This window comes from Paraburkholderia hiiakae (assembly GCF_904848665.1).
Classification (GTDB): domain Bacteria; phylum Pseudomonadota; class Gammaproteobacteria; order Burkholderiales; family Burkholderiaceae; genus Paraburkholderia; species Paraburkholderia hiiakae.
The window spans coordinates 57,058-76,386 of record NZ_CAJHCQ010000007.1 but is presented as its reverse complement, the minus strand read 5'-3'; the positions used below and the strand labels follow the sequence as shown (position 1 = coordinate 76,386).

Genomic DNA, 19,329 nt, shown 5'->3' with positions numbered 1-19,329 from the left:
GCTGTCCATAGCAAAACGGCACGTCCGGTTGTTCACCGGCGTGCCGTTTTTGTTTGTGCGCTCCGCGCGCGATCCGAGTTCGCTCAGGCTGTACCGCTGACTACCAGCCGCTCCGGCGCAAGCACGCCGTTCGCGGCCTTAGCGACGCCGAGCAATCGCCCATCTTGCGCGTACACACGCACGCGTTCGGCCGCTTCGCAGACCGTGCGATCGAGCACCAGCTCGTTGAGCGGCAGGCGCTGGCCATGCGTGAAGCGGCGCGCCGCCTCTTCATTGAGCGTCAAGGCGGGGAACGTGGAGAGCAACGCATCGACGGGACGCAGCCAGGTGTCGCGTTCGGGCTCGTCGGCGGCAGTGAGCGCGTCGAGCGTCACCGCATGCTCGAGCGTGAGCGCGCCCACGCCTGTACGCCGTAGCATCACGAGATGCGCACCGCAGCCAAGCACCTCGCCGATATCCTCGGCCAGCGTGCGGACGTACGTGCCCTTGCTGCACGTCACGCGAAACGTGACCTCAGGCAGCTCGGGAAGCGCGCACGCGATCATCTCCAGCGCAAGGATCTTCACCTTGCGCCCTTCGCGCTCGACCGTCTGGCCCGCGCGCGCATATTCATAGAGCGGCTTGCCGTCGCGCTTGAGCGCCGAATACATCGGTGGCACCTGCACGATGTCGCCGAGGAAGCGCGTCATCGCTTCACGCACTGCGGCTTCGTCACAGGAGACCTCGCGCGTTTCGATCGCCTCGCCTTCGGCGTCGCCGGTGGCGGTGCGAATACCGAGGCGCATGGTCGCTTCATAAGTCTTGTCGGCTTCGAGCAGATCCTGCGAAAACTTGGTCGCTTCGCCAAAGCACAGCGGCAACAGCCCCGACGCGAGCGGATCGAGCGTTCCGGTGTGGCCTGCCTTCTTCACGCGATAAAGCCGCTTCGCGCGAATCAGCGCGTCGTTGCTGGACAGACCAATGGGCTTGTCGAGCAGCAGCACGCCGTCTAGCAGGCGGCGCGGGACCTTCGGACGCGGCTCGCCCTGATTCTTTTTCGATGATGCAGTCATTGCCCGCGTCAGTCGTCCTTCGCGCGCGTCGAGTTCGCCTCGTCGATCAGGCGCGACATCTCGACACCCTTCTCGACCGACTGGTCATAGTGGAAATGCAGCGTCGGCACCGTGTGAATGTGCAGGCGCTTGAAGAGCTGGTTATGCAGGTGGCCAGCGGCGTGATTGAGCGCCTCCTGCGTGGTCTTCGGGTCGCCCGTGAGGGTCGTGAAGTAGACCTTGGCGTGCGCGTAGTCGGGCGTGAGTTCCACGCTCTGTATCGTCACGAGCCCAATTCGCGGGTCCTTCACTTCGCGCATCAACTCAGACAGATCGCGCTGGATCTGATCCGCGATCTGCACGTTGCGATTCGGGGAAGTACGTTTTTTCGGCATGATGGTTCCACCTCTTTATCTGCGAGGCATTCAGGCGGCGTTGCGTCCATAGAGGCGCACACGGCCGCGCAAAAACAAAACGGGCGGGGCTGGCCAGCGCCTGCCCCGCCCGTTATCGGCCAAGCGGGCGACCCCGAAGGCCGGCCCGCGGGCGCCGCTGTATTACAGCGTACGCGCGACTTCGGTGATCTCGAACACTTCGAACTGGTCGCCTTCGACGATGTCGTTGAAGTTCTTGATCGACATACCGCACTCGAAGCCTTGTTTGACTTCCTTGACGTCGTCCTTGAAGCGCTTGAGCGAGTCGAGTTCGCCGGTGTGGATAACCACGTTGTTGCGAATCACGCGCACCGACGACGAACGCTTGACGAAACCGTCCGTGATCATACAACCCGCGATCAGGCCGACCTTCGGCACGCGGATCACCTGACGCACCTCGGCCATACCCGTCACCGTCTCGCGCTTCTCCGGCGCGAGCATGCCGGACATCGCCGCCTTCACCTCATCCACTGCGTCATAGATGATGTTGTAGTAGCGGATGTCGATGCCGTTCGCCTCGGCCACCTTACGCGCCTGCGCATCCGCACGCGTATTGAAGCCAATGATGACCGCCTTCGAAGCCGTTGCCAGGTTGACGTCCGACTCGCTGATCGCACCGACCGCGCTGTGCACGATCTGCACGCGCACTTCGCTGGTCGACAGTTTGAGCAGCGATTGCACCAGCGCTTCCTGCGAACCCTGCACGTCCGCCTTGACGATGAGCGGCAGGTTCTGCACTTCGCCCTCACCCATCTGCTCGAGCATGTTTTCGAGCTTCGCGGCTTGCTGCTTCGCGAGCTTGACGTCGCGGAACTTGCCCTGACGGAACATGGCGATTTCACGCGCCTTGCGATCGTCCGGCAGCACGATGACTTCTTCGCCCGCGCCCGGCACTTCCGAGAGACCCTGGATCTCGACCGGAATCGACGGGCCCGCTTCCTTCGTCGGCTTGCCCGTTTCGTCGAGCATGGCGCGCACGCGGCCGTAAGCGCTGCCAGCCAGCACCACATCGCCACGGTTCAGCGTGCCGGACTGGACGAGAATCGTTGCAACCGGACCCTTACCCTTGTCGAGCTTCGCTTCGATCACGAGACCCTTCGCAGGCGCGATCACGGGTGCCTTCAGCTCCAGCACTTCGGCTTGCAGCAGCACGTTTTCGAGCAGATCGTCGATGCCTGCGCCGGTCTTCGCCGACACCGGCACGAACGGCGAGTCGCCACCGTACTCTTCCGGCACGACGCCTTCCGCCACGAGCTCCTGCTTCACGCGCTCGGGGTTCGCATCGGGCTTGTCGATCTTGTTGATCGCCACGACGAGCGGCACGCCCGCAGCCTTCGCGTGCGAGATCGCTTCCTTCGTCTGCGGCATCACGCCGTCGTCGGCCGCGACCACCAGAATGACGATGTCGGTTGCCTTCGCACCGCGAGCACGCATGGCCGTGAAGGCCTCGTGACCCGGCGTGTCGAGGAACGTGATGACGCCACGCGGCGTTTCGACGTGGTATGCGCCGATGTGCTGCGTAATGCCGCCCGCTTCGCCCGCTGCAACCTTGGCGCGGCGGATGTAGTCGAGCAGCGACGTCTTGCCGTGGTCGACGTGACCCATGACGGTGACGACCGGCGGACGCGGCAGTTGCTCGGCGTCCATACCCGTAGTCTGGCCTTCGACCAGCAGCGCTTCCGGATCGTCGAGCTTCGCGGCAACCGCACGGTGGCCGAGTTCCTCGACGATGATCATCGCCGTTTCCTGATCGAGCATCTGGTTGATGGTGACCATCTGGCCCATCTTCATCATCACCTTGATGACTTCCGATGCCTTCACGGACATCTTGTGCGCGAGGTCGGCCACCGTGATGGTTTCCGGCACGTGCACTTCACGCACGATCGGCTCGGTCGGCGCCTGGAACGTCGAAGCGTCCTGGTGACGGCCACGGCCCTTCGGGCCGCCGCGCCAGCCGCGGTCTACGCCGCCCGACGAGTCGCCGCGCGTCTTGATGCCACGACGCTTGGCCGCGTCGTCCTGCCAGCCGCCCTTGCCTGCGCCCGGCTTCTTGTTGCGGTCGCCCGCGCCCGCGCCCGGCGCGCTCGTCGAAGGCGCGGCCGTCGTGGCCGGCTTCTTCGCCGCGGCGCCTGCACCGGGAGCCGGACGCGCCGGCGCACCTTCCGGACGGGCCGGCTTGTGCAGCGTGCCCTTGGCTTCGGCGGGCTTGGGCGGCTCGACCGGCTTGGGCGGCTCGGGCGCCTTCACCTGCGCCTTACGCGGCGTGTTCATCATTTCGCGGATCGCGCGCGCTTCGGCTTCAGCAGCCGCGCGGCGGCGAGCGATCTCGTCCTGTTCCTTCTGCGCCTTTTCGGCGGCTTCGCGTGCGGCGACTTCGGCCTTTTGGGCCGCTTCGCGCTGCGCGGCGCGTTCGGCTGCGGCGCGCTGTTCTTCTTGCTGATCCTGCTGTTGCTTCACTTCTTTCGCTTCCGCTTCGGCGTTGCGCTGCGCTGCCACGGCCTGAGCGGCCAGTTCGCGAGCGGCGGTATCAGCCGCGACCTTCTTCTTTGCTGCTTCTTCTTCAGCACGGCGACGCTCGGCCTCGGCGGCCTCTTCGCGCGCGCGGCGCTCCGACTCTTCACGCGCGAGCAGTTCCTGGCGCTCCTTGAGCTCCTGAGCCTGGCGCTCGAGCAGTTCTGCCTCGCGGCGTGCCTCTTCCTCGCGGCGCTGCAGTTCCGCCTCTTCGGCGGCAACGGCTGCGTCGGCTGCATGATTCGATGCCTCCGCCTCTCCGGCGGACTCGTCGCGGCGGACGAACGTGCGCTTCTTGCGCACCTCGACCTGAATGGTGCGAGCCTTACCCGTCGAATCGGACTGCTTGATTTCCGACGTATGCCGTTTCGTCAGCGTGATCTTGCGCTTGTCTGCATCAGTCGAGCCGTGAGACTTGCGCAAGTGATCGAGCAGACGCGCCTTGTCGGTCTCCGACAAAGCATCGCTCTCGCTCGCTTTCGTGACACCCGCCGCCTGCAGCTGCTCGAGCAGCACGCCGGCAGGCATTTTCAGTTCCGCGGCAAATTGGGCTACGTTGTTACTCGCCATTCATTCCTCTTAATGCAAGGACCGATTCCTTGCGGTTGACATCGGGTCATGCGGCCTTCGGTTCCTCGCGTCCTGCAAGGCTCCGCCGCGTTCAGTTCAGTGGGTCATGGTCGCTTCCTGCTCGTCGCGCACCGGGTCGTGTCCAGGGGCATCGCGCCCCGAGGGTCACTGAAACCAGTGCTCACGTGCCTTCATGATCAACGCCTTGGCGGCGTCCTCTTCCATTCCCGTCATTTCGACCAGCTCGTCCACGGCCAGCTCGGCGAGCTCGTCGCGGGTGTGAACTTCATGCTGCGCCAGTTTCGCGAGCAGGTCCGGGTCGATACCGTCCAGACTCTTCAGGTCCAGCGCGGCGCTTTCCACCTTCTCCTCGTTCGCGATAGCCTGCGTGAGCAGTGCGTCGCGAGCGCGGTTGCGCAGCTCGTGCACGGTGTCCTCGTCGAACGCCTCGATTTCCAGCATTTCGTTGAGCGGCACGTAGGCGATCTCTTCGAGGCTCGTGAAGCCTTCGTCGATCAGGATGTCGGCGACTTCTTCATCCACGTCGAGACGCGCCATGAACAGGTCGCGCAGCACCGTGCGCTCCTGATTCTGCTTTTGCGCGGATTCATCCGGCGTCATGATATTGATTTGCCAGCCGGTCAGTTCGCTGGCAAGACGCACGTTCTGGCCACTACGGCCAATCGCGACCGCGAGTTCGCTCTCGTCGACCACGACGTCCATCGAGTGCTTTTCCTCGTCGACGACGATCGACTGCACGGCAGCCGGCGCGAGAGCGCCGATCACGAACTGGGCGGGATCTTCCGACCATAGCACGATGTCGACGTTTTCGCCACCGAGCTCGTTGCGCACGGCTTGCACGCGCGAGCCGCGGATGCCGACGCAGGTGCCGATCGGGTCGATGCGCTTGTCGTAGGCCACCACGCCGATCTTGGCGCGTACGCCCGGATCGCGCGCCGCTGCCTTGATCTCGAGGAGACCCTGTTCGATTTCAGGCACTTCCATTTCGAACAGCTTCATCAGGAACTCGGGCGCCGTGCGCGAGAGTTCGATCTGCGGGCCGCGCGCGGTGCGGTCGACCTTGCCGATCCAGGCGCGCACGCGGTCGCCCACGCGCAGGTTTTCCTTCGGAATCAACTGGTCGCGGCGCAGCAGGGCTTCCACGCGGCCGGATTCGACGATGAAGTTGCCTTTGTCCATGCGCTTGACCGTGCCGGTCATGATGCTTTCGCCGCGCTCGAGGAAATCGTTCAGGATCTGCTCGCGCTCAGCGTCACGCACCTTCTGCAGGATGACCTGCTTGGCGGCCTGTGCGCCGATACGGCCGAACTCGACCGAGGGTACCGGCTGCTCGACGAAACCGTCGATCTGCGCTTCCGGATCTTGCTCACGCGCTTCGAACAGCAGGATTTCCTGGTCCGGCTCCTGCAGGCCCGCCTCGTCCGGCACGACGCGCCAGCGGCGGAACGTTTCGTGTTCGCCGCTTTCGCGATCGATATGCACGCGGATATCCGCATCCTCGTCGAAGAGTTTCTTGGAGGCTGACGCAAGCGCCGCTTCAAGGGCGGAGAACACCACGTCCTTGTCGACATTCTTCTCGCGTGCCAGCGCATCCACCAGCATCAACACTTCGCGACTCATTGTTTGCGGCTCCTAAAGTCAACTTTGGGGACAAGGCGTGCTTTGTCGATGTCTGCGAGCGTGAAATCGAGCATCGCAGGACCCGCCTTCCCTTCGAATTCCAGACCGATGGATTCGCCTTCGGGAGCATGCACGATACCCCGGTACGATTTCCGTCCGTCCAATGGCTTTTTCAACGTGATTACCGCTTCGCAGCCTGCGAAGCGTTCGAAGTCCGCCAGTTTTTTCAGCGGCCGGTCGAGACCGGGCGACGAAACCTCGAGCCGCTCGTAGTCGATGTTCTCGACCGTCAGAACGTGCTGCAGCTGACGCGTGACCTTCTCGCAGTCCTCGATCGCGATCCCCGCGGGCTGATCGATGAAGATGGTCAGCATGCCGCGCCCGGTGCGCTCGAGGTCGACCAGCTCGTAACCGAGCCCGGTGACCGTGGTTTCAATCAGTTCCGTCAGTTGCACAATGCCCACTCCAGATGTTCTGCGCAGCGGGCCAGCAACTTCCTTCGCTCTAGTTCTTGCTTCGCTAGGGATTCGCGGGCCGCGCGCCAGGTGAGCGCGCGCTGCTCACCTACCTGCCCCACGATGACGAACGACCCGGCGCGTTGGTGACGCGTTGGTGACGCATTGGTCACTTTGGACGCCCCCAATTGACAATGCCGAACGTGAAACGTCGGCATCTGTTGGTAACCAATTTGGGGCGAACCAAAAAAAAATGGGCGAAACGCCCATCTTCTCACTTAGCCAGGTGGTCGCACCTGGGGCGCAAATAACAGCCGCACGCCCAGCGACTTTGTGATTCTAGCCTTTTTTGCACATTAACGCAAATCCGCGGTCAAGCCCGAGCCGCCTTTTGCCGTTATTTACGGGCTCGCAGGGGGATTTTCCGGCGTTTTACGCGCTAACCGAGCGCATTTGCAACAACAGCGACTGCGGATACTGCGCAAACCGCGAGCATCGCCGTCGTTGCACGGCCGCGACGCCCACCGCATGGCGCGGCCGAACGTCGCTCGCCTCGCGGGTCAGTGGCCGCGTGTGCGGTTGCGCGGCGTGCCACGCTGGCCGCCGCGGCTATTGCCGCCTGCGCGATTGCCATTGGGGTTGGCATTGCCACCGTTGCCCGGACCGCTGCGGCGATTGCCGCCCGCATTGCCGCCGGCATTGCCGCCCGCACGCTTGCCCGCCGCGCCCGGCGCACGATTGCCGTCGACTTCGCGGCCGCCCGTACGGCTGCCGCCACGGCCGCCGAAACCGGAGCCCGCGCCGAAGTTGCCGTGTCCGCCACCCGCGCCACTACCGAAGCCACCCGCCGCGCCTCGCCGTCCCTGGCCTTGGCCCTGGCGCGGCTGACCCATTGCACCGTGCGAGCTCAGCACCGGCTCGCGGTTGATGAAGCCCATGGACGTCTGCATCGGATCGGGCTGGCGACGCTCCTGCTCCTTGCCGCCACGACCGCCCTTCTCTTCGCTCGGCGCCTTCAGGCCGACCGCCGCCATCAGCGCGCGTACCTCGTTGTCTTCGAGCTCTTCCCAGCGGCCGCGCTTGAGACCCTTGGGCAGCGCGATCGGGCCGTGGCGCGTACGGATCAGGCGGCTCACCATCAGGCCGGCCGCCTCGAACATACGCCGCACTTCGCGGTTACGGCCTTCGGCCAACGCGACGTGGTACCAGTGGTTCGTGCCTTCGCCGCCGCCGTCGCGGATGCGCAGGAAGCTCGCGGGACCGTCCTCGAGTTCGACGCCCTTGAGCAATTTCTGACGCATCCCCTCGCTCAGCTCGCCCACCACGCGCACCGCGTACTCGCGCTCCACGCTGTAGCGCGGGTGCATGAAACGGTTCGCGAGATCGCCCGAGGTCGTCAGCATCAGCAGACCTTCGGTGTTGAAGTCCAGACGGCCGACAGCCAGCCACTTCGCCGTTTTCATCGGCGGCAGGCGGTCGAACACCGAGGGGCGGCCTTCCGGATCGGCGTGGCTTACGATTTCGCCGGTCGGCTTGTGGTAGATCAGCACGCGCGGCGGCTTGTTCTGCAGCTTGCGTTTGATGGGCTTGCCGTTAATGCGGACCTGGTCGGTCGGCAGGATGCGCTGGCCAATGTGCGCAGGCTCGCCGTTCACGGAGACGCGCCCAGCAATGATCAGCTCTTCCATGTCGCGACGCGAACCCATGCCCGCATCCGCCAGCACCTTGTGCAGCTTCGGCGCATCGTCATCGGGGCTCAGCACGCGCTTGGGCTGCTGCGCGCGGCCGCGGCGCAGCATCGGTGCGTGCACACCCGAGCCGGCGCCGTTGTCCGCGTCGAACGCCGGCGAAGTCACGTAGAGGAACAGGTCGTCCGGAGTGGACTCGTTCGTGGCGGCGGCCGGCTGGCCTTCCCCGCGGCCCTGGCCTTTCTGGCGTCTCGCGCCCTGTTGACGCTCACCCTGGCGCTCGCCTTGACGCTCACCCTGACCGACGCCGCCCGCGTTCTGGCGGCGGCCCGGCTTCTTCGCGCCGCCGTCCTTGCGCGGTGCGCGCCCGTCGGGAGCGCGATCAGGCGTCGATTGCGGCGCGGCAGCAGGCGCTGCGGACACGTCAGCGCCCTCCGCGCCTTCAGCGGCCTTTGCCTTCGCGCCCGCGCGGCGGCGCGCGATCAGGCTGCGCGGCCCGCGGCGCAGGCCGCGGCGCGGACGCTCTTCGCCCTCGCCGCCCTGTGCTTCGCCTTCGACCTGCGAAGCACGCGTGTCGTCGTCGCGCGCGGAGGACGCGCGGCGCGCGGATTCAGACGCGTCGGTCGAATCGGTGTCGTGGATATCAGTCAAAACAACCTCAAAATGTCAGGTTGCGCGCCCGCTTGCGGGGCGCGTCAAAAATGCTTGTTGCTTCAGATGCCGCGTCGTGCGGCTTCGTCGTCCGTCGTCGAGACGGGGTCGTCCTGCGCCGCGTCGCGGCGGTCTTCGTGTTCTTCTTCGCCCGCCGCATCTGCTGCGTGCGCGGCATCCTGCGCGTAAGCGTCCGGGGCTGACCCGTGCAGCGCGAGGCTTGTTTCGTCATGTACCGCGTCGCCCGAGGCATCGGCTGCGTATGCAACGTTTGCGGCCGCCATCTCGCGCGCTTCTTCCGTGTCGTGCGGTTCGCTGTCGGTCTGCCCGGACGTTTCGACGTCCGACGCCTCGCTCTGCGCTACCGCATCTTCCGCGCCTGCCGCATCGGCGGCAGCCTCGGACTGCACTTCCCCAACGAGTTGCGCGGCGGCGCTATCGGGAAACTCGATCGCATGCTGGGCAAGCAGTTGCTCGCCGAACTGGCTCGACGGATCATCGAGCGGCGGCAATTCGTCGAGCGACTTCAGTCCGAGATCGTCGAGAAACTCCCGCGTCGTTGCATAGAGCGCCGGGCGTCCCGGCACGTCACGATGACCGATCACTTCGATCCAGTTACGGTCCTCGAGCTGTTTGACGACCTGCGTGTTGACCGTGACGCCACGAATTTCCTCGATGTCGCCACGCGTGACCGGCTGCCGGTACGCGATGATCGCGAGCGTTTCAAGGACCGCGCGCGAATAGCGCGGCGGCTTTTCGGGGTGCAACCGCTCAAGGTACGTCCGCATGGCCGGCTTGCTCTGAAAGCGCCAGCCCGACGCGAGCCCCACCAGCTCGACGCCGCGCCCGGACCATTCATGCCGCAGGTCTTCGAGCAGGTTGCGGACCGTGTCGGCCGAAATGTCGTCGGCAAACAGTTTGCGCAGCTCGCCGATCTTCAACGGCTCCTGCGTGCAGATCAATGCAGTCTCGAGGACGATTTTCGCCTCTTGGGTATTCATGCAGCCAGGTCAGACCCTAAGTAAGGTAAATCAGGTTCAAGGAACCGGATCAGACAGACGAAAGACGATATGGAACTGGAGACGCGCTCGCCCGATTCTGATCGGTCATATTGATGGGAGCACGCACCGGGGGGCCGAAATTCAGGCAAAGAGCCAGACCCAGCCGGAGGGAGCCGCGAATTTCCCGCAGGGAATCGCTTGACTGAGCGCCATATTACGCAAAAACGCTGGGTGCGTAAAGACGCCATTCCGCATGAGCCACCTGATTTTAACCCGGCCCTCGCCGCCGCTTTGCGCTCCCCCACGCCACGCCGCCCCAACGCGCCCTCAGCACCGGCTCAATGCGCTCCCACCGCCTCGAGGTAACGCGCGAGCCGCTCGACGCCCGCGTCGAGCCGCGCCGGATCGCACGCATAGCACCAGCGCACGAAACCTTCACCTTGCGGTCCGAACGCGCTGCCGGGCGCGAGCCCGAGGCCCGCGTCGCGCACCAGCGCCTTGCACAGCTCGAGGCTGTTCTGCGCGCCCGCCAGCCGGAAAAACAGGTACATCGCGCCATGCGGCACCTTCACGTCGACGCCGGGCAGCTTCGCAAGCGCCGCGGCGAGATGGTCGCGCGAGGCGCGCAGATCGGCCACGAGCGAGCGCGTGAACGGCTCGCCGTGCTCGACCGCCGCGATGCCAGCCTGCTGCACGAACGACGGCGCGCATGAGGTGTTGTACTCGACCAGCTTGCCGAGATCGTCGGTCAGGGTGCGCGGCACGACCATCCAGCCGAGCCGCCAGCCGGTCATAAGCCAGGCCTTCGAGAACGAATTGACGCAGATCAACCGCTCTTCGCGCGACGCGATGTCGAGAAACGAGGGCGCGGTGCGCTCACTCGCGTCACCGTAGTAAAGGCGCTCGTAGACCTCGTCGGCGACGATCCAGATGCCGACGCGCCGGCAATGCTCGAGCACCGCGCGCTGCTGATCGCGCGTCATCACCCACCCAGTCGGATTGTTCGGCGAGTTGATCATGAGGAGGCGCGTGTCGGGCGTGAGCGCCGCCAGCAGCCGGTCGAGATCGAGCGTCCAGCCCTGCTCGCCGTAGCTGAGCGAGACCGTCTCGACCGTGGCGCCGAGAATCTTCGGGATTTCGACGAGGTTCGGCCACAGCGGCGTCACCGCCACCACCCGGTCGCCCGCGCCCACGACGAGCTGGGCCGCCAGCATCAGCGCATTGACGCCGGCGCTCGTCACCGCGAGGTTGTCCAGCGGCGTCGCGCCGTGCAGTTCGCTCACGTAGCGGGCGAGCGATTCGCGCAGCGGCGCAATACCGAGGTTGTGCGTATAAAACGTGTCGCCGCGCCCGAGCGCCTCGGCGGCCGCCTCGCGGATGAACGGCGGCGTCACACGGTCGGACTCGCCGAACCAGAACGGCAGCACGTCGGGAACGCCGAACCCGGCGTTCGCCACTTCGCGGATCTGCGACGAGCGCAACGCACGCACCGCTTCGCGCGGCAGGGAGATGGAGGACGACGGATCGAAATCGCTCATCGGGGTTCCGGGTGACACAGAATGTGGGAAAGCGTGAAGTGTAGCGCGCAGCCGGACGCCATGAGGTCCACGCCCGCAAGCGCCGGCGCGGCGGTTTCAGTGCTGCTCTTCGGGCTGGCCGGCAAGTTGACGGATCAGCGACCAGACCGCCTCGGCGGCCGGCGAGAGCGAGCGGTCGCGCCGCCGCACGAGCTCCACGGTGCGCTCCGCGCGCGGCACGAGCGCCCGCGCAAGCAAGGGCGCGCCCGCCGGTACGGGCAGCGCGAGCCACGGCAGCACGCTGATGCCCACGCCTGCCTCGACGAGGCCGAATACCGTGGCGGGATGGCCCAGCTCCTGCACCACACGGGCGCGCACGCCCTGCTCGCTCATCACGGCGTCGATGAGCGGGCGGCTGCCCGAGGCGTAGTCGAGCATCACGAGACGCTCGCCGTCCAGCTCCTTCCACGCGACTTCCTGACTCAGCGCGAGCGTGTGATCGCCGCGCACGACCACGCAGAACGAGTCCGTGGTCAGACACTCCGTTTCGAGATCTTCAGCGGCAAAGGGTCCGATGATGACGCCGAAGTCCACTTCGCCCGATCGGATCTTGCGGACGACGTCGCTCTGCACGTCGTCGCGCAACCCAAGCGTAATGTAGGGGAACTGCTGCCCGCACGCGGCCACGACCTGCGGCATCAAGCGGCAGGCGACCGTCGGGCTTGCCGCCACGACGACGCGGCCGCGCCGCTGCTCGCCAATCTCGCGAATTTCGCGCAAAGCGTCGTCCAGATCGTTGAGCAGACGCGGAATGCTCGCGATCAGGTTCGCGCCGACATCCGTGAGTTGCACCTCGCGCGTGGTCCGGTCGACGAGCTTCACGCCAATCTCGGCTTCGAGTTCGCGCACACAACGGCTCACCGCCGACTGCGTGAGCCCGATTTCGTCCCCTGCCCGGCTAAAACTCTGCAGCCGGGCGACCTCGATGAAGACTCGCAATTGCCGCAGCGTCACATTCATCCGCTTGCCTCATGAATTGTCCGTTTTCATGCGATTTTATGCCGGGCACCCACCACTCTGGGTAGAGGAAGCGCGCTGCCCATGGTTCGCCGCAGTGCAGCAATACGGCGCAAACGCACGCAGGACGGGCTTATCTGCACAAGATTGGTGATTCTCCCGATTTTCTCGATAAGTGTTTTCGAGTCTTATACGCCCCTGGCAATCTCCCGCGCGGGCTTGGCGCCACGCGGCTTCAAGACGAGAACGTACGTGCTGGCACGGTTTTCGCATTAAGGCACGCACAGGTTCGATGGACGTACCGGAAGCATGCAGTCCGGGACAGTTCCAGCCGGGCCCGCCTGGTACTCCGGCATCCTGCCGGGAGTACATGAAGAGTGCGCAGCGCGGGGCAGCGCACCGGAGATAGCTTCGCTGAGGTGAAACATGATGCTGTTCGACGATTTGAGAGACAACGAATGGGCGCTGGTCGAGGCGTTGTTCTGTGCTGAACCGGCACGGAGCGAACGGCGCGGACGGCCTCGCGTCGAAGCGCGTGCTGTGGTCAACGCGGTGCTCTGGGTGCTTTCGACGGGTGAAGGCTGGTCCAAGCTCCCTGGCCGTTACCCCTCGCCGCCGACCTGCCGCCGCCGTTTCGATGAGTGGCAAGCGGACGGCACGCTTGCGGAAATCGTCAAGCGACTGAGCACGAACGGGCGTGAAATTTCGCTGCGCGGCCGTATCGGCGCCACGGCGACCAAACCGCCCGCACCGCCCAGTCGCGATCGCCTGCGTGGCGCGTTCTGGACCAACCCGGAATCGTGGCGCGCGCCGGTCAAGATGGCCTGAGCCACGCTTCATTTGCTGTTCCGCCGGGTGCCTCGTGCACCCGGCGTGTTTTTCTCCCATCCCCTCCGCACTCCGCGGCCGCTGCAGACCGTGGTCCGGTCCTGGACCAGCACTGCCGCCCTCTCTGGCTCATCCAGACTGCATCTGACATCGCTGCGTCCGCAACAAAGCGATCGGCACCGCGCGATACATCTCATTACCAATATTTACAGCGCGCTTTCGCGTCCGACGTTAGCTTAGGAGCATGTCCATTAACGTCAAGAAACTGGATTGACGGGGAACCACCATGAAATCCATGAACCTGCACATCCGGGGCATCATGGTTTCGCTGTCCACCCTCGCCCTCTTCGTGCCGGCGGCGTCGTTTGTGTCGTTCAGCGCCGCGGCCCAGCCGCCGCATGCCTCCGTACCGCCATGGTCGATATCGCGCACCGGCGCGCATGCTCCGCCGCCCGCAGCGCCTGGCCCGAACGCGGGCAACCCGCCGGTGCCGCGCGGCGATTTGCGCGGCGACATAGCAGACAATGCCCGCCGCAGCGCGCCGCAGCGGCAGGAGCCGACGCAGCGGCGGTGAGCCGGCCAGCGAAACACCATCGAGGGGACTGCCGGGACCGATGAAAGAGGGACGATGACGGAGGCGGCAAGCCGTCCCCGGACCTCGCGGCTCAGCATATACCCTGCCCCAGGGAACCACCGCGCCTCACGTGCGGTCTACCCATACGCCATCAAGCACAGCGTGGCAGCAGTAATTCCGGTAAGCCCGTATCTTTCGATGCGGGCTTTTTTTTGGCGGGACGAGGGAGATAGAGAAGGTAGAGTGCTACTGGCTGGCTTCGAGGCCGGATTGGGGCACGCGCTCCGCGACGTAGTCGGCCACGCGATGCGCGCTCCACTGCAGCGTACGTTCGTCGCGCGCGAGCCGGGCGAATTCCGCGCGGCCACGATCGGTGAGCACCGCGATATCGACCGGCGCATGGAAGCCCGGCGCCGGCGCAACCGTGCGTTGCCGGACGATGTCCATCATGCCGAGATCGCGCAAATATTGGAACACTTCAGGACGACGCGCCCACGGGACCTGCCGATACTGCACCCGCCGTAGCGCTTCGAGGACTGCTTCGTTGGAATACGTGGTCATCTCACTTCTTTCTTAAAATGCAGTCCTGCGATCATTGAGCCTCGCGCAAGCCGGCTGCGGCGCAATGCGGACCTGAGAACGGCGCACTCTGTGCCCTGGCGGGCCGGCGCGCCCCATCCGCGCGCTGTGCAGCGGCAGGGACTGCAGGTTATCCGGGCCCCGTGAAAGCAGCTTCGCCGCTTCCCGCACGGCCAACGCCGCGCCACGTTCGCGGCGCAAAGGTCGGTTGGACGCGCGTTTTCCCGAAAACAATACGTTACCTCATCCAAATTGATTCTAATCGTTTTGTTTGCGCTATTTATTGCGCTCGGCCTGCTGTGGCGCGGGGCGCGCTGGCGTGTCGCAGCCTGCGCGGCGCTGGTCTTCTGGCTGCTCGCCACCGGCTGGCTCACCGGGGTGCTGCTCGATATCGCGCAGCCGGCGTTATATCGCACTCCCTACGATCAAGCGAAAATCGGCCCAACGCGCTTCGGTCCGCGCACCGCCATCATCATGCTGGGCGGCGGCACCGAATCCCGCGATGGCCAACTGGTCCCCGCGCGCGACGTCTACGCACGCATTGCCCTCGCCGCCGAACTGTACGCGCAGTGCGCGCGCGCGGGCGGCACGTGCCGCGTGATCGTGAGTGGCGGCAACCCGGAGCACCATCCGAGCGCCGAGGCCGACAACTACGCGCCTTACCTGCTGCGCGCCGGCGTGCCGAGCGCCGATCTCGTGCTCGAAAACCAGAGCCTCACGACGTATCAGAACGCGCGCAACGTCGCGCCCATCGTCCGGGCCGGGAACGATGAAACGCTCCTGCTCGTGACGTCGTCGTACCAGATGCGCCGCGCGATGCTCGATTTTCAGCGCTTCGACATGAACCCGCTGCCCGCGGTATCCAACGTGCGCCGCGTCGAGCGCGGCCTGCTCCCGCGTGTGGCCAATCTCAAGTCCGCCGAAACGGCGCTACACGAATCGATTGGGGTTGCCCAGTTTTATGTGTATCGGATGATCGGCTGGTTCTAGTATGAGCGTATGACGGCGTCAGATGTAACGAGATGTAAGTCCTAAGCGAACGACTTACGCGATGTCATCTGGAGCGAGTATTTGGTCGTTAGAATGACATGTCCATCCTGCTTGGACAGGTATCGGCTGGGTCCATAAACCGCTCCTTCGGAGGTAAAGATGAAAAAAGTGTCCCTCGCAGTCCTGATTTCACTTTCCGCACTGGCGGGCGCTGCGCATGCGCAGTCGGATAACGGCATCACGATGAGCACCGATCCGGCCAGGGCCGACGACGTCCTCCAACGCGCGCAGGCCCTCCAGCAGCAACAGGAAGCCGCGCCCGCACCGGCGCCCATGATGCATCACAAGTCGGGGCATTCGCATCACAAGAAGGCTCCCGCCCAGTAAGAACGTGAGAGGCCAGAAGGCGCGCAGCCCAGCGCACGCGGGCAGCGCCTTCCCGGGAATGAAGCCGATGCCGGTCTTGCCGTCATCGGCTTTTTTATTCGCCGCGTCGCCCCGCCACGTTTCTGGCCTCGTGCGCATCGCCACCGCGACGGCGCGCGGGCGCGGTATGCTAAAGTCGCGCACCTCGAAAACGCCCCGGTCGGCGTAGACCCAACCTTTTGTGCGCGCCACGCGCGGAGAAACGCAATGAGCAACATCCAGCTCGACATCGAATGGACCGAAGCGGCCTCACGCAAGATCGAAAAACTGATGCCACGCGGCGGCAGCCAGGACGCGTATCTCGCGCTGCCCCCCATCGAATGCCTGCCGATGGAAGGCGACGTGCTGTTCCTCGGGCCGGCCGGCAAGCAGCAGCCGTTCATCGTCGCTGAACGTCAATATCATCACGAAGGCGACGCGGACTGGACCATCATCCTGATTCTCGACGTGCCCGACACCGCGCACTGAGCGGCAACACCAGGCGGCAAACCCGACCGCCAGCAGGCGGTACCCGAGGCGCTCGCACCCGACGCGGGCGCCCTCCCGACTTCGACTCTCCCCACCCTCCACCGGCGCGCATCGCACGTCGCACCTGGCACGACTCGTGCGCGCAGCATTTTCCGATAGTCCGTACACTTGACGACAGGCTCCGCCGCTTACCGCCGTCGGGCGCGGGCCTGCGGGTTCAAACGCACACGAACCGCGCGCGCCGCCGCGCGTCCCGAGCCATGCCGAACGATCCGTCGAACGCAAAGGCGACTGCCACCGGCAGCCCGCCCGCCCCACTCCAGCGGCGTGCTGCCGGCTGGGGCGCGCACTGGCATGGTTGCGCGCTCGACAGCGCATTCCAGCCCGTGCTCTCGATCACGCATCAGCGCGTGGTCGGCTATGAGGCGTTGCTGCGCGTCACCGACGAGTCGGGTCATACCGTCGCCCCGGCGGACCTGTTCGCAACGGTAGAAGGCGCCGAAGCGCAACAGCTCGACGCGCTCGCCCGCTGCCTGCACCTCGCGAATTTCGTCGAGCAACGCGTGGAGACCGGCTGGATCTTCCTGAACACGCTGCCGCGCAGCGCACGCGCCGCCGACCCCGCGCAAGCCGCAATCGACGGCCTGTGCCGGCACTTCGACTTCCCGCACGAACGTGTGGTGATCGAGGTACTCGAGCAACGCGGCGGCGACGAGCACAGCTCGTTCGTCGACGAAAGGGCGCCCGCCGGCGGCCGCGATTTCCTCGTCGCGCTCGACGACTTCGGCGCGGGTTTCTCCAATTTCGATCGCGTCTGGCGCTACCGGCCCGACATCGTCAAACTCGACCGCTCGCTCGTCACACGCGCGGCTAGCGGAGAAAGTCATGTGGCATTCATCTCGGAGCTCGTCTCGATCCTTCATCACGCCGGCACGATGGTGCTCGCAGAAGGCGTCGAGACCGAGCCGCAACTCATGGTGCTGATGCAGGCCGACGTCGATCTCGTGCAGGGCTTCTGGTTCGGCGAGCCACAAGCTTCGGTACGGGCAGCCAGCGCCGCCGCGCCCGCGCTCGCGCAGTCGATGTGGCGGCGCTTCGCCGACTACCAGCGCAGCACCGAGATCATCGAGCAGGTCAATTTCGGCGCGCTCTCACACGCGATGCTGTGTGGCGCACGTGTGCTCACGGGCGGCGGAACGCTCGAAGCGGCCGCCGAAGCGATTTTCGGCGACGGCAGCAGCCACGCGCAGCGCGTCTTCACCGCGGACGAACACGGCGAGCAACACGAGCCTTCGATTGCCATGCCCGGCGTCGGGCGGCCCGCGCGCTTCGCGCCTTTCTATCCCGACACCAACAGCAACTGGTCGCGCCGCGAGTACTTCCGGCGTGCGCTTGCCGCGCCCGGCACGGTCGCGGTGATGGGTCCGCACTATTCGCTCAGCGACGGCGAGCTCTGCTACACGGCCGCCATCGCACTCGACTACGGCGGCGCGACACACGTGTTGTGCGCGGACTTTCCGCCCGAGCACGGGCCGCGCGAGCGCCCGTGGCGCAAGCCGGGTTAATGCGCGTGGCAGACCGGCAATGCGCCGAGCGGTCCTGGTCGCTATTCGGATACGCGCCGGCGCGCCGCCTTCAGCTCGCCGGTGCGCGCCTTGCTGTCGAGCCGGCGCAGCTTCGAGGCACGCGTGGGGCGCGTCGCCACGCGCGCTTTGCGCGTCACGCTCACGCTGTCGATCAGTTCCTCGAGGCGCGCAAGTGCGGCCACCCGGTTCTGTTCCTGGGTGCGGTATTCCTGCGACTTGATCACCACGACGCCCTCACTCGTAATCCGACGGTCGGCGAGCGCGAGCAGACGCATCTTGAGCACCTCGGGCAACGAGGAGGCGCGGATGTCGAAACGCAGATGAATCGCGCTCGACACCTTGTTCACGTTCTGGCCGCCCGCGCCCTGTGCGCGAACGGCGACGAGTTCGATTTCCTGCAACGGGATGGGCGCGCGTACGGTCATGGGCTGATAGAAGGAAAGCACGCGGCAGTGTCGCACAGCGCGGCGAGGTTGACACAAGCGCGCCACGCACCCCACACCCGCGCCACAGGCCCGGCGCAATCGGCAAGCGCGGTGCGCAGCGGGCATGCGAAATGCAGCCTCGCCGTCGGGCGGCTGCGCAACCAGTTTGCCGCCGCGTGGCGCATGAACCATACTGGCGTCATTGCCTCGGTAGAACCCTCAGGAGCACGCAACCCATGAAGCTGCGTCCAGCATTCGTTGCCGAACTGGCGGTCAATCTGCTGCTTCCCTGGGTCGCCTATCGTCTCGCCGAGCCGCACTGGGGCGAAGTCGGCGGCCTCATTGCCTCGGCCGCGCCGCCGCTTGCCTGGAGCATCGTCGAACTGGTGCGCTTTCGGCGCGTGGACGCGCTCTCGGCGGTCATTCTGCTCGGCATCGTGCTCTCGCTCCTCGCCGTAGCGTTCGGCGGCAGCCCGCGCGTCCTGTTGATGCGCGAGAGCCTCGCCTCAGGCGCGATCGGCGCCGCGTTCCTGATCTCGCTATTGGCGAAGCGCCCGCTCGTGTTCTATCTCACGCGAGCTACGGTCGCGCGCGAGACTCGCGAGGGCGTCGCGCGGCTCGAACAGCTCTGGAACGAGAACGCGAGCTTCGTCGCAGCCATGCGGCTGCTCACGTTCATCTGGGGCTTCGGGCTTTGTCTCGACTCCGCGCTGCGCACCTATCTGGCCGCCACCTGGCCGATCGAGCGCTTTCTCGTCGTCTCGCCGATCATCGGCTATGGCGTGTTCGGCGGCCTGATGGCCTGGACCTTCTGGTATCGCACGCGCATGCGGCGCATCCACGGCACGCACGGCCTGCTCGGCGACGCGGGCGCGACCACGAACGCGACGACGTTGAGCGTGGACTGAGCCACCCGGTTCGTCACGCCTCGGCGGTC

General features: G+C 65.6%; 17 protein-coding genes and 1 pseudogene. 7 read left to right on the top strand and 11 right to left on the bottom strand.

The window, feature by feature from the left end:
- Positions 1–83: 83 nt before the first annotated feature.
- The 9 genes from truB to JMY28_RS15070 form a co-directional block, all read right to left on the bottom strand.
- Positions 84–1,052: a tRNA pseudouridine(55) synthase TruB gene (gene truB, locus JMY28_RS15110; RefSeq protein ID WP_201696749.1), complete on the bottom strand. Its 969-nt coding sequence runs from the start codon at positions 1,050–1,052 to the stop codon at positions 84–86.
- An 8-nt stretch (positions 1,053–1,060) separates the two neighbouring features.
- Positions 1,061–1,426, bottom strand: a complete 366-nt coding sequence (rbfA, locus tag JMY28_RS15105; RefSeq protein WP_201696748.1) for a 30S ribosome-binding factor RbfA — start codon at positions 1,424–1,426, stop codon at positions 1,061–1,063.
- Between the two features lie 162 nt (positions 1,427–1,588).
- Entirely contained in the window at positions 1,589–4,546 is a 2,958-nt protein-coding gene (infB, locus tag JMY28_RS15100; protein WP_201696747.1) for a translation initiation factor IF-2, read from the bottom strand.
- Between the two features lie 165 nt (positions 4,547–4,711).
- A complete protein-coding gene (nusA, locus tag JMY28_RS15095; protein WP_201696746.1) occupies positions 4,712–6,187 on the bottom strand; it encodes a transcription termination factor NusA in 1,476 nt (491 codons plus the stop codon).
- A complete protein-coding gene (gene rimP / locus JMY28_RS15090) occupies positions 6,184–6,642 on the bottom strand; it encodes a ribosome maturation factor RimP (RefSeq protein WP_028204813.1) in 459 nt (152 codons plus the stop codon). Before rimP ends, nusA begins: the two co-directional genes overlap by 4 nt.
- A 560-nt stretch (positions 6,643–7,202) precedes the next feature.
- Entirely contained in the window at positions 7,203–8,981 is a 1,779-nt protein-coding gene (gene rluB, locus JMY28_RS15085; protein ID WP_201696745.1) for a 23S rRNA pseudouridine(2605) synthase RluB, read from the bottom strand.
- A gap of 62 nt (positions 8,982–9,043) precedes the next feature.
- A complete protein-coding gene (gene scpB, locus JMY28_RS15080) occupies positions 9,044–9,982 on the bottom strand; it encodes an SMC-Scp complex subunit ScpB (protein WP_201696744.1) in 939 nt (312 codons plus the stop codon).
- A 338-nt stretch (positions 9,983–10,320) separates the two neighbouring features.
- Positions 10,321–11,520: a pyridoxal phosphate-dependent aminotransferase gene (locus tag JMY28_RS15075; protein WP_201696743.1), complete on the bottom strand. Its 1,200-nt coding sequence runs from the start codon at positions 11,518–11,520 to the stop codon at positions 10,321–10,323.
- A 96-nt stretch (positions 11,521–11,616) separates the two neighbouring features.
- Entirely contained in the window at positions 11,617–12,519 is a 903-nt protein-coding gene (locus JMY28_RS15070) for a LysR family transcriptional regulator (RefSeq protein ID WP_201696742.1), read from the bottom strand.
- A gap of 426 nt (positions 12,520–12,945) precedes the next feature.
- Between JMY28_RS15070 and JMY28_RS15065 the strand changes: the two are divergent.
- A pseudogene (locus JMY28_RS15065) lies at positions 12,946–13,341 on the top strand (transposase); the annotation flags it as partial.
- A gap of 289 nt (positions 13,342–13,630) precedes the next feature.
- Positions 13,631–13,918 carry a hypothetical protein gene (locus JMY28_RS15060; RefSeq protein WP_201696741.1) on the top strand — a complete coding sequence of 96 codons (288 nt, stop codon included), beginning with the start codon at positions 13,631–13,633 and terminating at the stop codon, positions 13,916–13,918.
- Between the two features lie 246 nt (positions 13,919–14,164).
- Here JMY28_RS15060 and JMY28_RS15055 read toward each other — a convergent pair whose 3' ends face one another.
- Entirely contained in the window at positions 14,165–14,479 is a 315-nt protein-coding gene (locus tag JMY28_RS15055; protein ID WP_028204806.1) for a hypothetical protein, read from the bottom strand.
- A 270-nt stretch (positions 14,480–14,749) separates the two neighbouring features.
- On the opposite strand from JMY28_RS15055, the gene JMY28_RS15050 reads away from it, so the two are divergent.
- From JMY28_RS15050 to JMY28_RS15035, 4 genes are all read left to right on the top strand, one after another.
- Positions 14,750–15,487, top strand: a complete 738-nt coding sequence (locus tag JMY28_RS15050; RefSeq protein ID WP_201696740.1) for a YdcF family protein — start codon at positions 14,750–14,752, stop codon at positions 15,485–15,487.
- A 159-nt stretch (positions 15,488–15,646) separates the two neighbouring features.
- Entirely contained in the window at positions 15,647–15,874 is a 228-nt protein-coding gene (locus JMY28_RS15045) for a hypothetical protein (RefSeq protein ID WP_201696739.1), read from the top strand.
- 246 nt (positions 15,875–16,120) lie between these two features.
- A complete protein-coding gene (locus JMY28_RS15040) occupies positions 16,121–16,381 on the top strand; it encodes a DNA-binding protein (RefSeq protein WP_158758014.1) in 261 nt (86 codons plus the stop codon).
- A gap of 260 nt (positions 16,382–16,641) precedes the next feature.
- Complete coding sequence (locus tag JMY28_RS15035; protein ID WP_201696738.1) at positions 16,642–17,946, top strand: EAL domain-containing protein; 1,305 nt, start codon at positions 16,642–16,644, stop codon at positions 17,944–17,946.
- A gap of 41 nt (positions 17,947–17,987) precedes the next feature.
- On the opposite strand, the gene arfB is transcribed toward JMY28_RS15035, so the two are convergent.
- Positions 17,988–18,392 (bottom strand): alternative ribosome rescue aminoacyl-tRNA hydrolase ArfB, encoded by a 405-nt coding sequence (gene arfB, locus JMY28_RS15030; RefSeq protein WP_201697018.1) that lies wholly within the window; start codon positions 18,390–18,392, stop codon positions 17,988–17,990.
- Positions 18,393–18,628: 236 nt separating this feature from the next.
- Here arfB and JMY28_RS15025 point away from each other — a divergent pair, with 236 nt between their 5' ends.
- Entirely contained in the window at positions 18,629–19,300 is a 672-nt protein-coding gene (locus tag JMY28_RS15025) for a VC0807 family protein (protein ID WP_236596878.1), read from the top strand.
- Positions 19,301–19,329: the final 29 nt, after the last annotated feature.

Bases quoted from the DNA above. Each gene is read 5' to 3' on its own strand.
- JMY28_RS15060 (WP_201696741.1), top strand. From the start codon at position 13,631: ATGAAATCCATGAACCTGCACATCCGGGGCATCATGGTTTCGCTGTCC.
- JMY28_RS15040 (WP_158758014.1), top strand. From the start codon at position 16,121: ATGAGCAACATCCAGCTCGACATCGAATGGACCGAAGCGGCCTCACGC.
- JMY28_RS15025 (WP_236596878.1), top strand. From the start codon at position 18,629: ATGAAGCTGCGTCCAGCATTCGTTGCCGAACTGGCGGTCAATCTGCTG.
- scpB (WP_201696744.1), bottom strand. From the start codon at position 9,982: ATGAATACCCAAGAGGCGAAAATCGTCCTCGAGACTGCATTGATCTGC.
- JMY28_RS15075 (WP_201696743.1), bottom strand. From the start codon at position 11,520: ATGAGCGATTTCGATCCGTCGTCCTCCATCTCCCTGCCGCGCGAAGCG.
- JMY28_RS15035 (WP_201696738.1), top strand. From the start codon at position 16,642: ATGCCGAACGATCCGTCGAACGCAAAGGCGACTGCCACCGGCAGCCCG.
- JMY28_RS15055 (WP_028204806.1), bottom strand. From the start codon at position 14,479: ATGACCACGTATTCCAACGAAGCAGTCCTCGAAGCGCTACGGCGGGTG.
- nusA (WP_201696746.1), bottom strand. From the start codon at position 6,187: ATGAGTCGCGAAGTGTTGATGCTGGTGGATGCGCTGGCACGCGAGAAG.
- JMY28_RS15045 (WP_201696739.1), top strand. From the start codon at position 15,647: ATGAAAAAAGTGTCCCTCGCAGTCCTGATTTCACTTTCCGCACTGGCG.
- JMY28_RS15070 (WP_201696742.1), bottom strand. From the start codon at position 12,519: ATGAATGTGACGCTGCGGCAATTGCGAGTCTTCATCGAGGTCGCCCGG.
- truB (WP_201696749.1), bottom strand. From the start codon at position 1,052: ATGACTGCATCATCGAAAAAGAATCAGGGCGAGCCGCGTCCGAAGGTC.
- arfB (WP_201697018.1), bottom strand. From the start codon at position 18,392: ATGACCGTACGCGCGCCCATCCCGTTGCAGGAAATCGAACTCGTCGCC.
- rbfA (WP_201696748.1), bottom strand. From the start codon at position 1,426: ATGCCGAAAAAACGTACTTCCCCGAATCGCAACGTGCAGATCGCGGAT.
- infB (WP_201696747.1), bottom strand. From the start codon at position 4,546: ATGGCGAGTAACAACGTAGCCCAATTTGCCGCGGAACTGAAAATGCCT.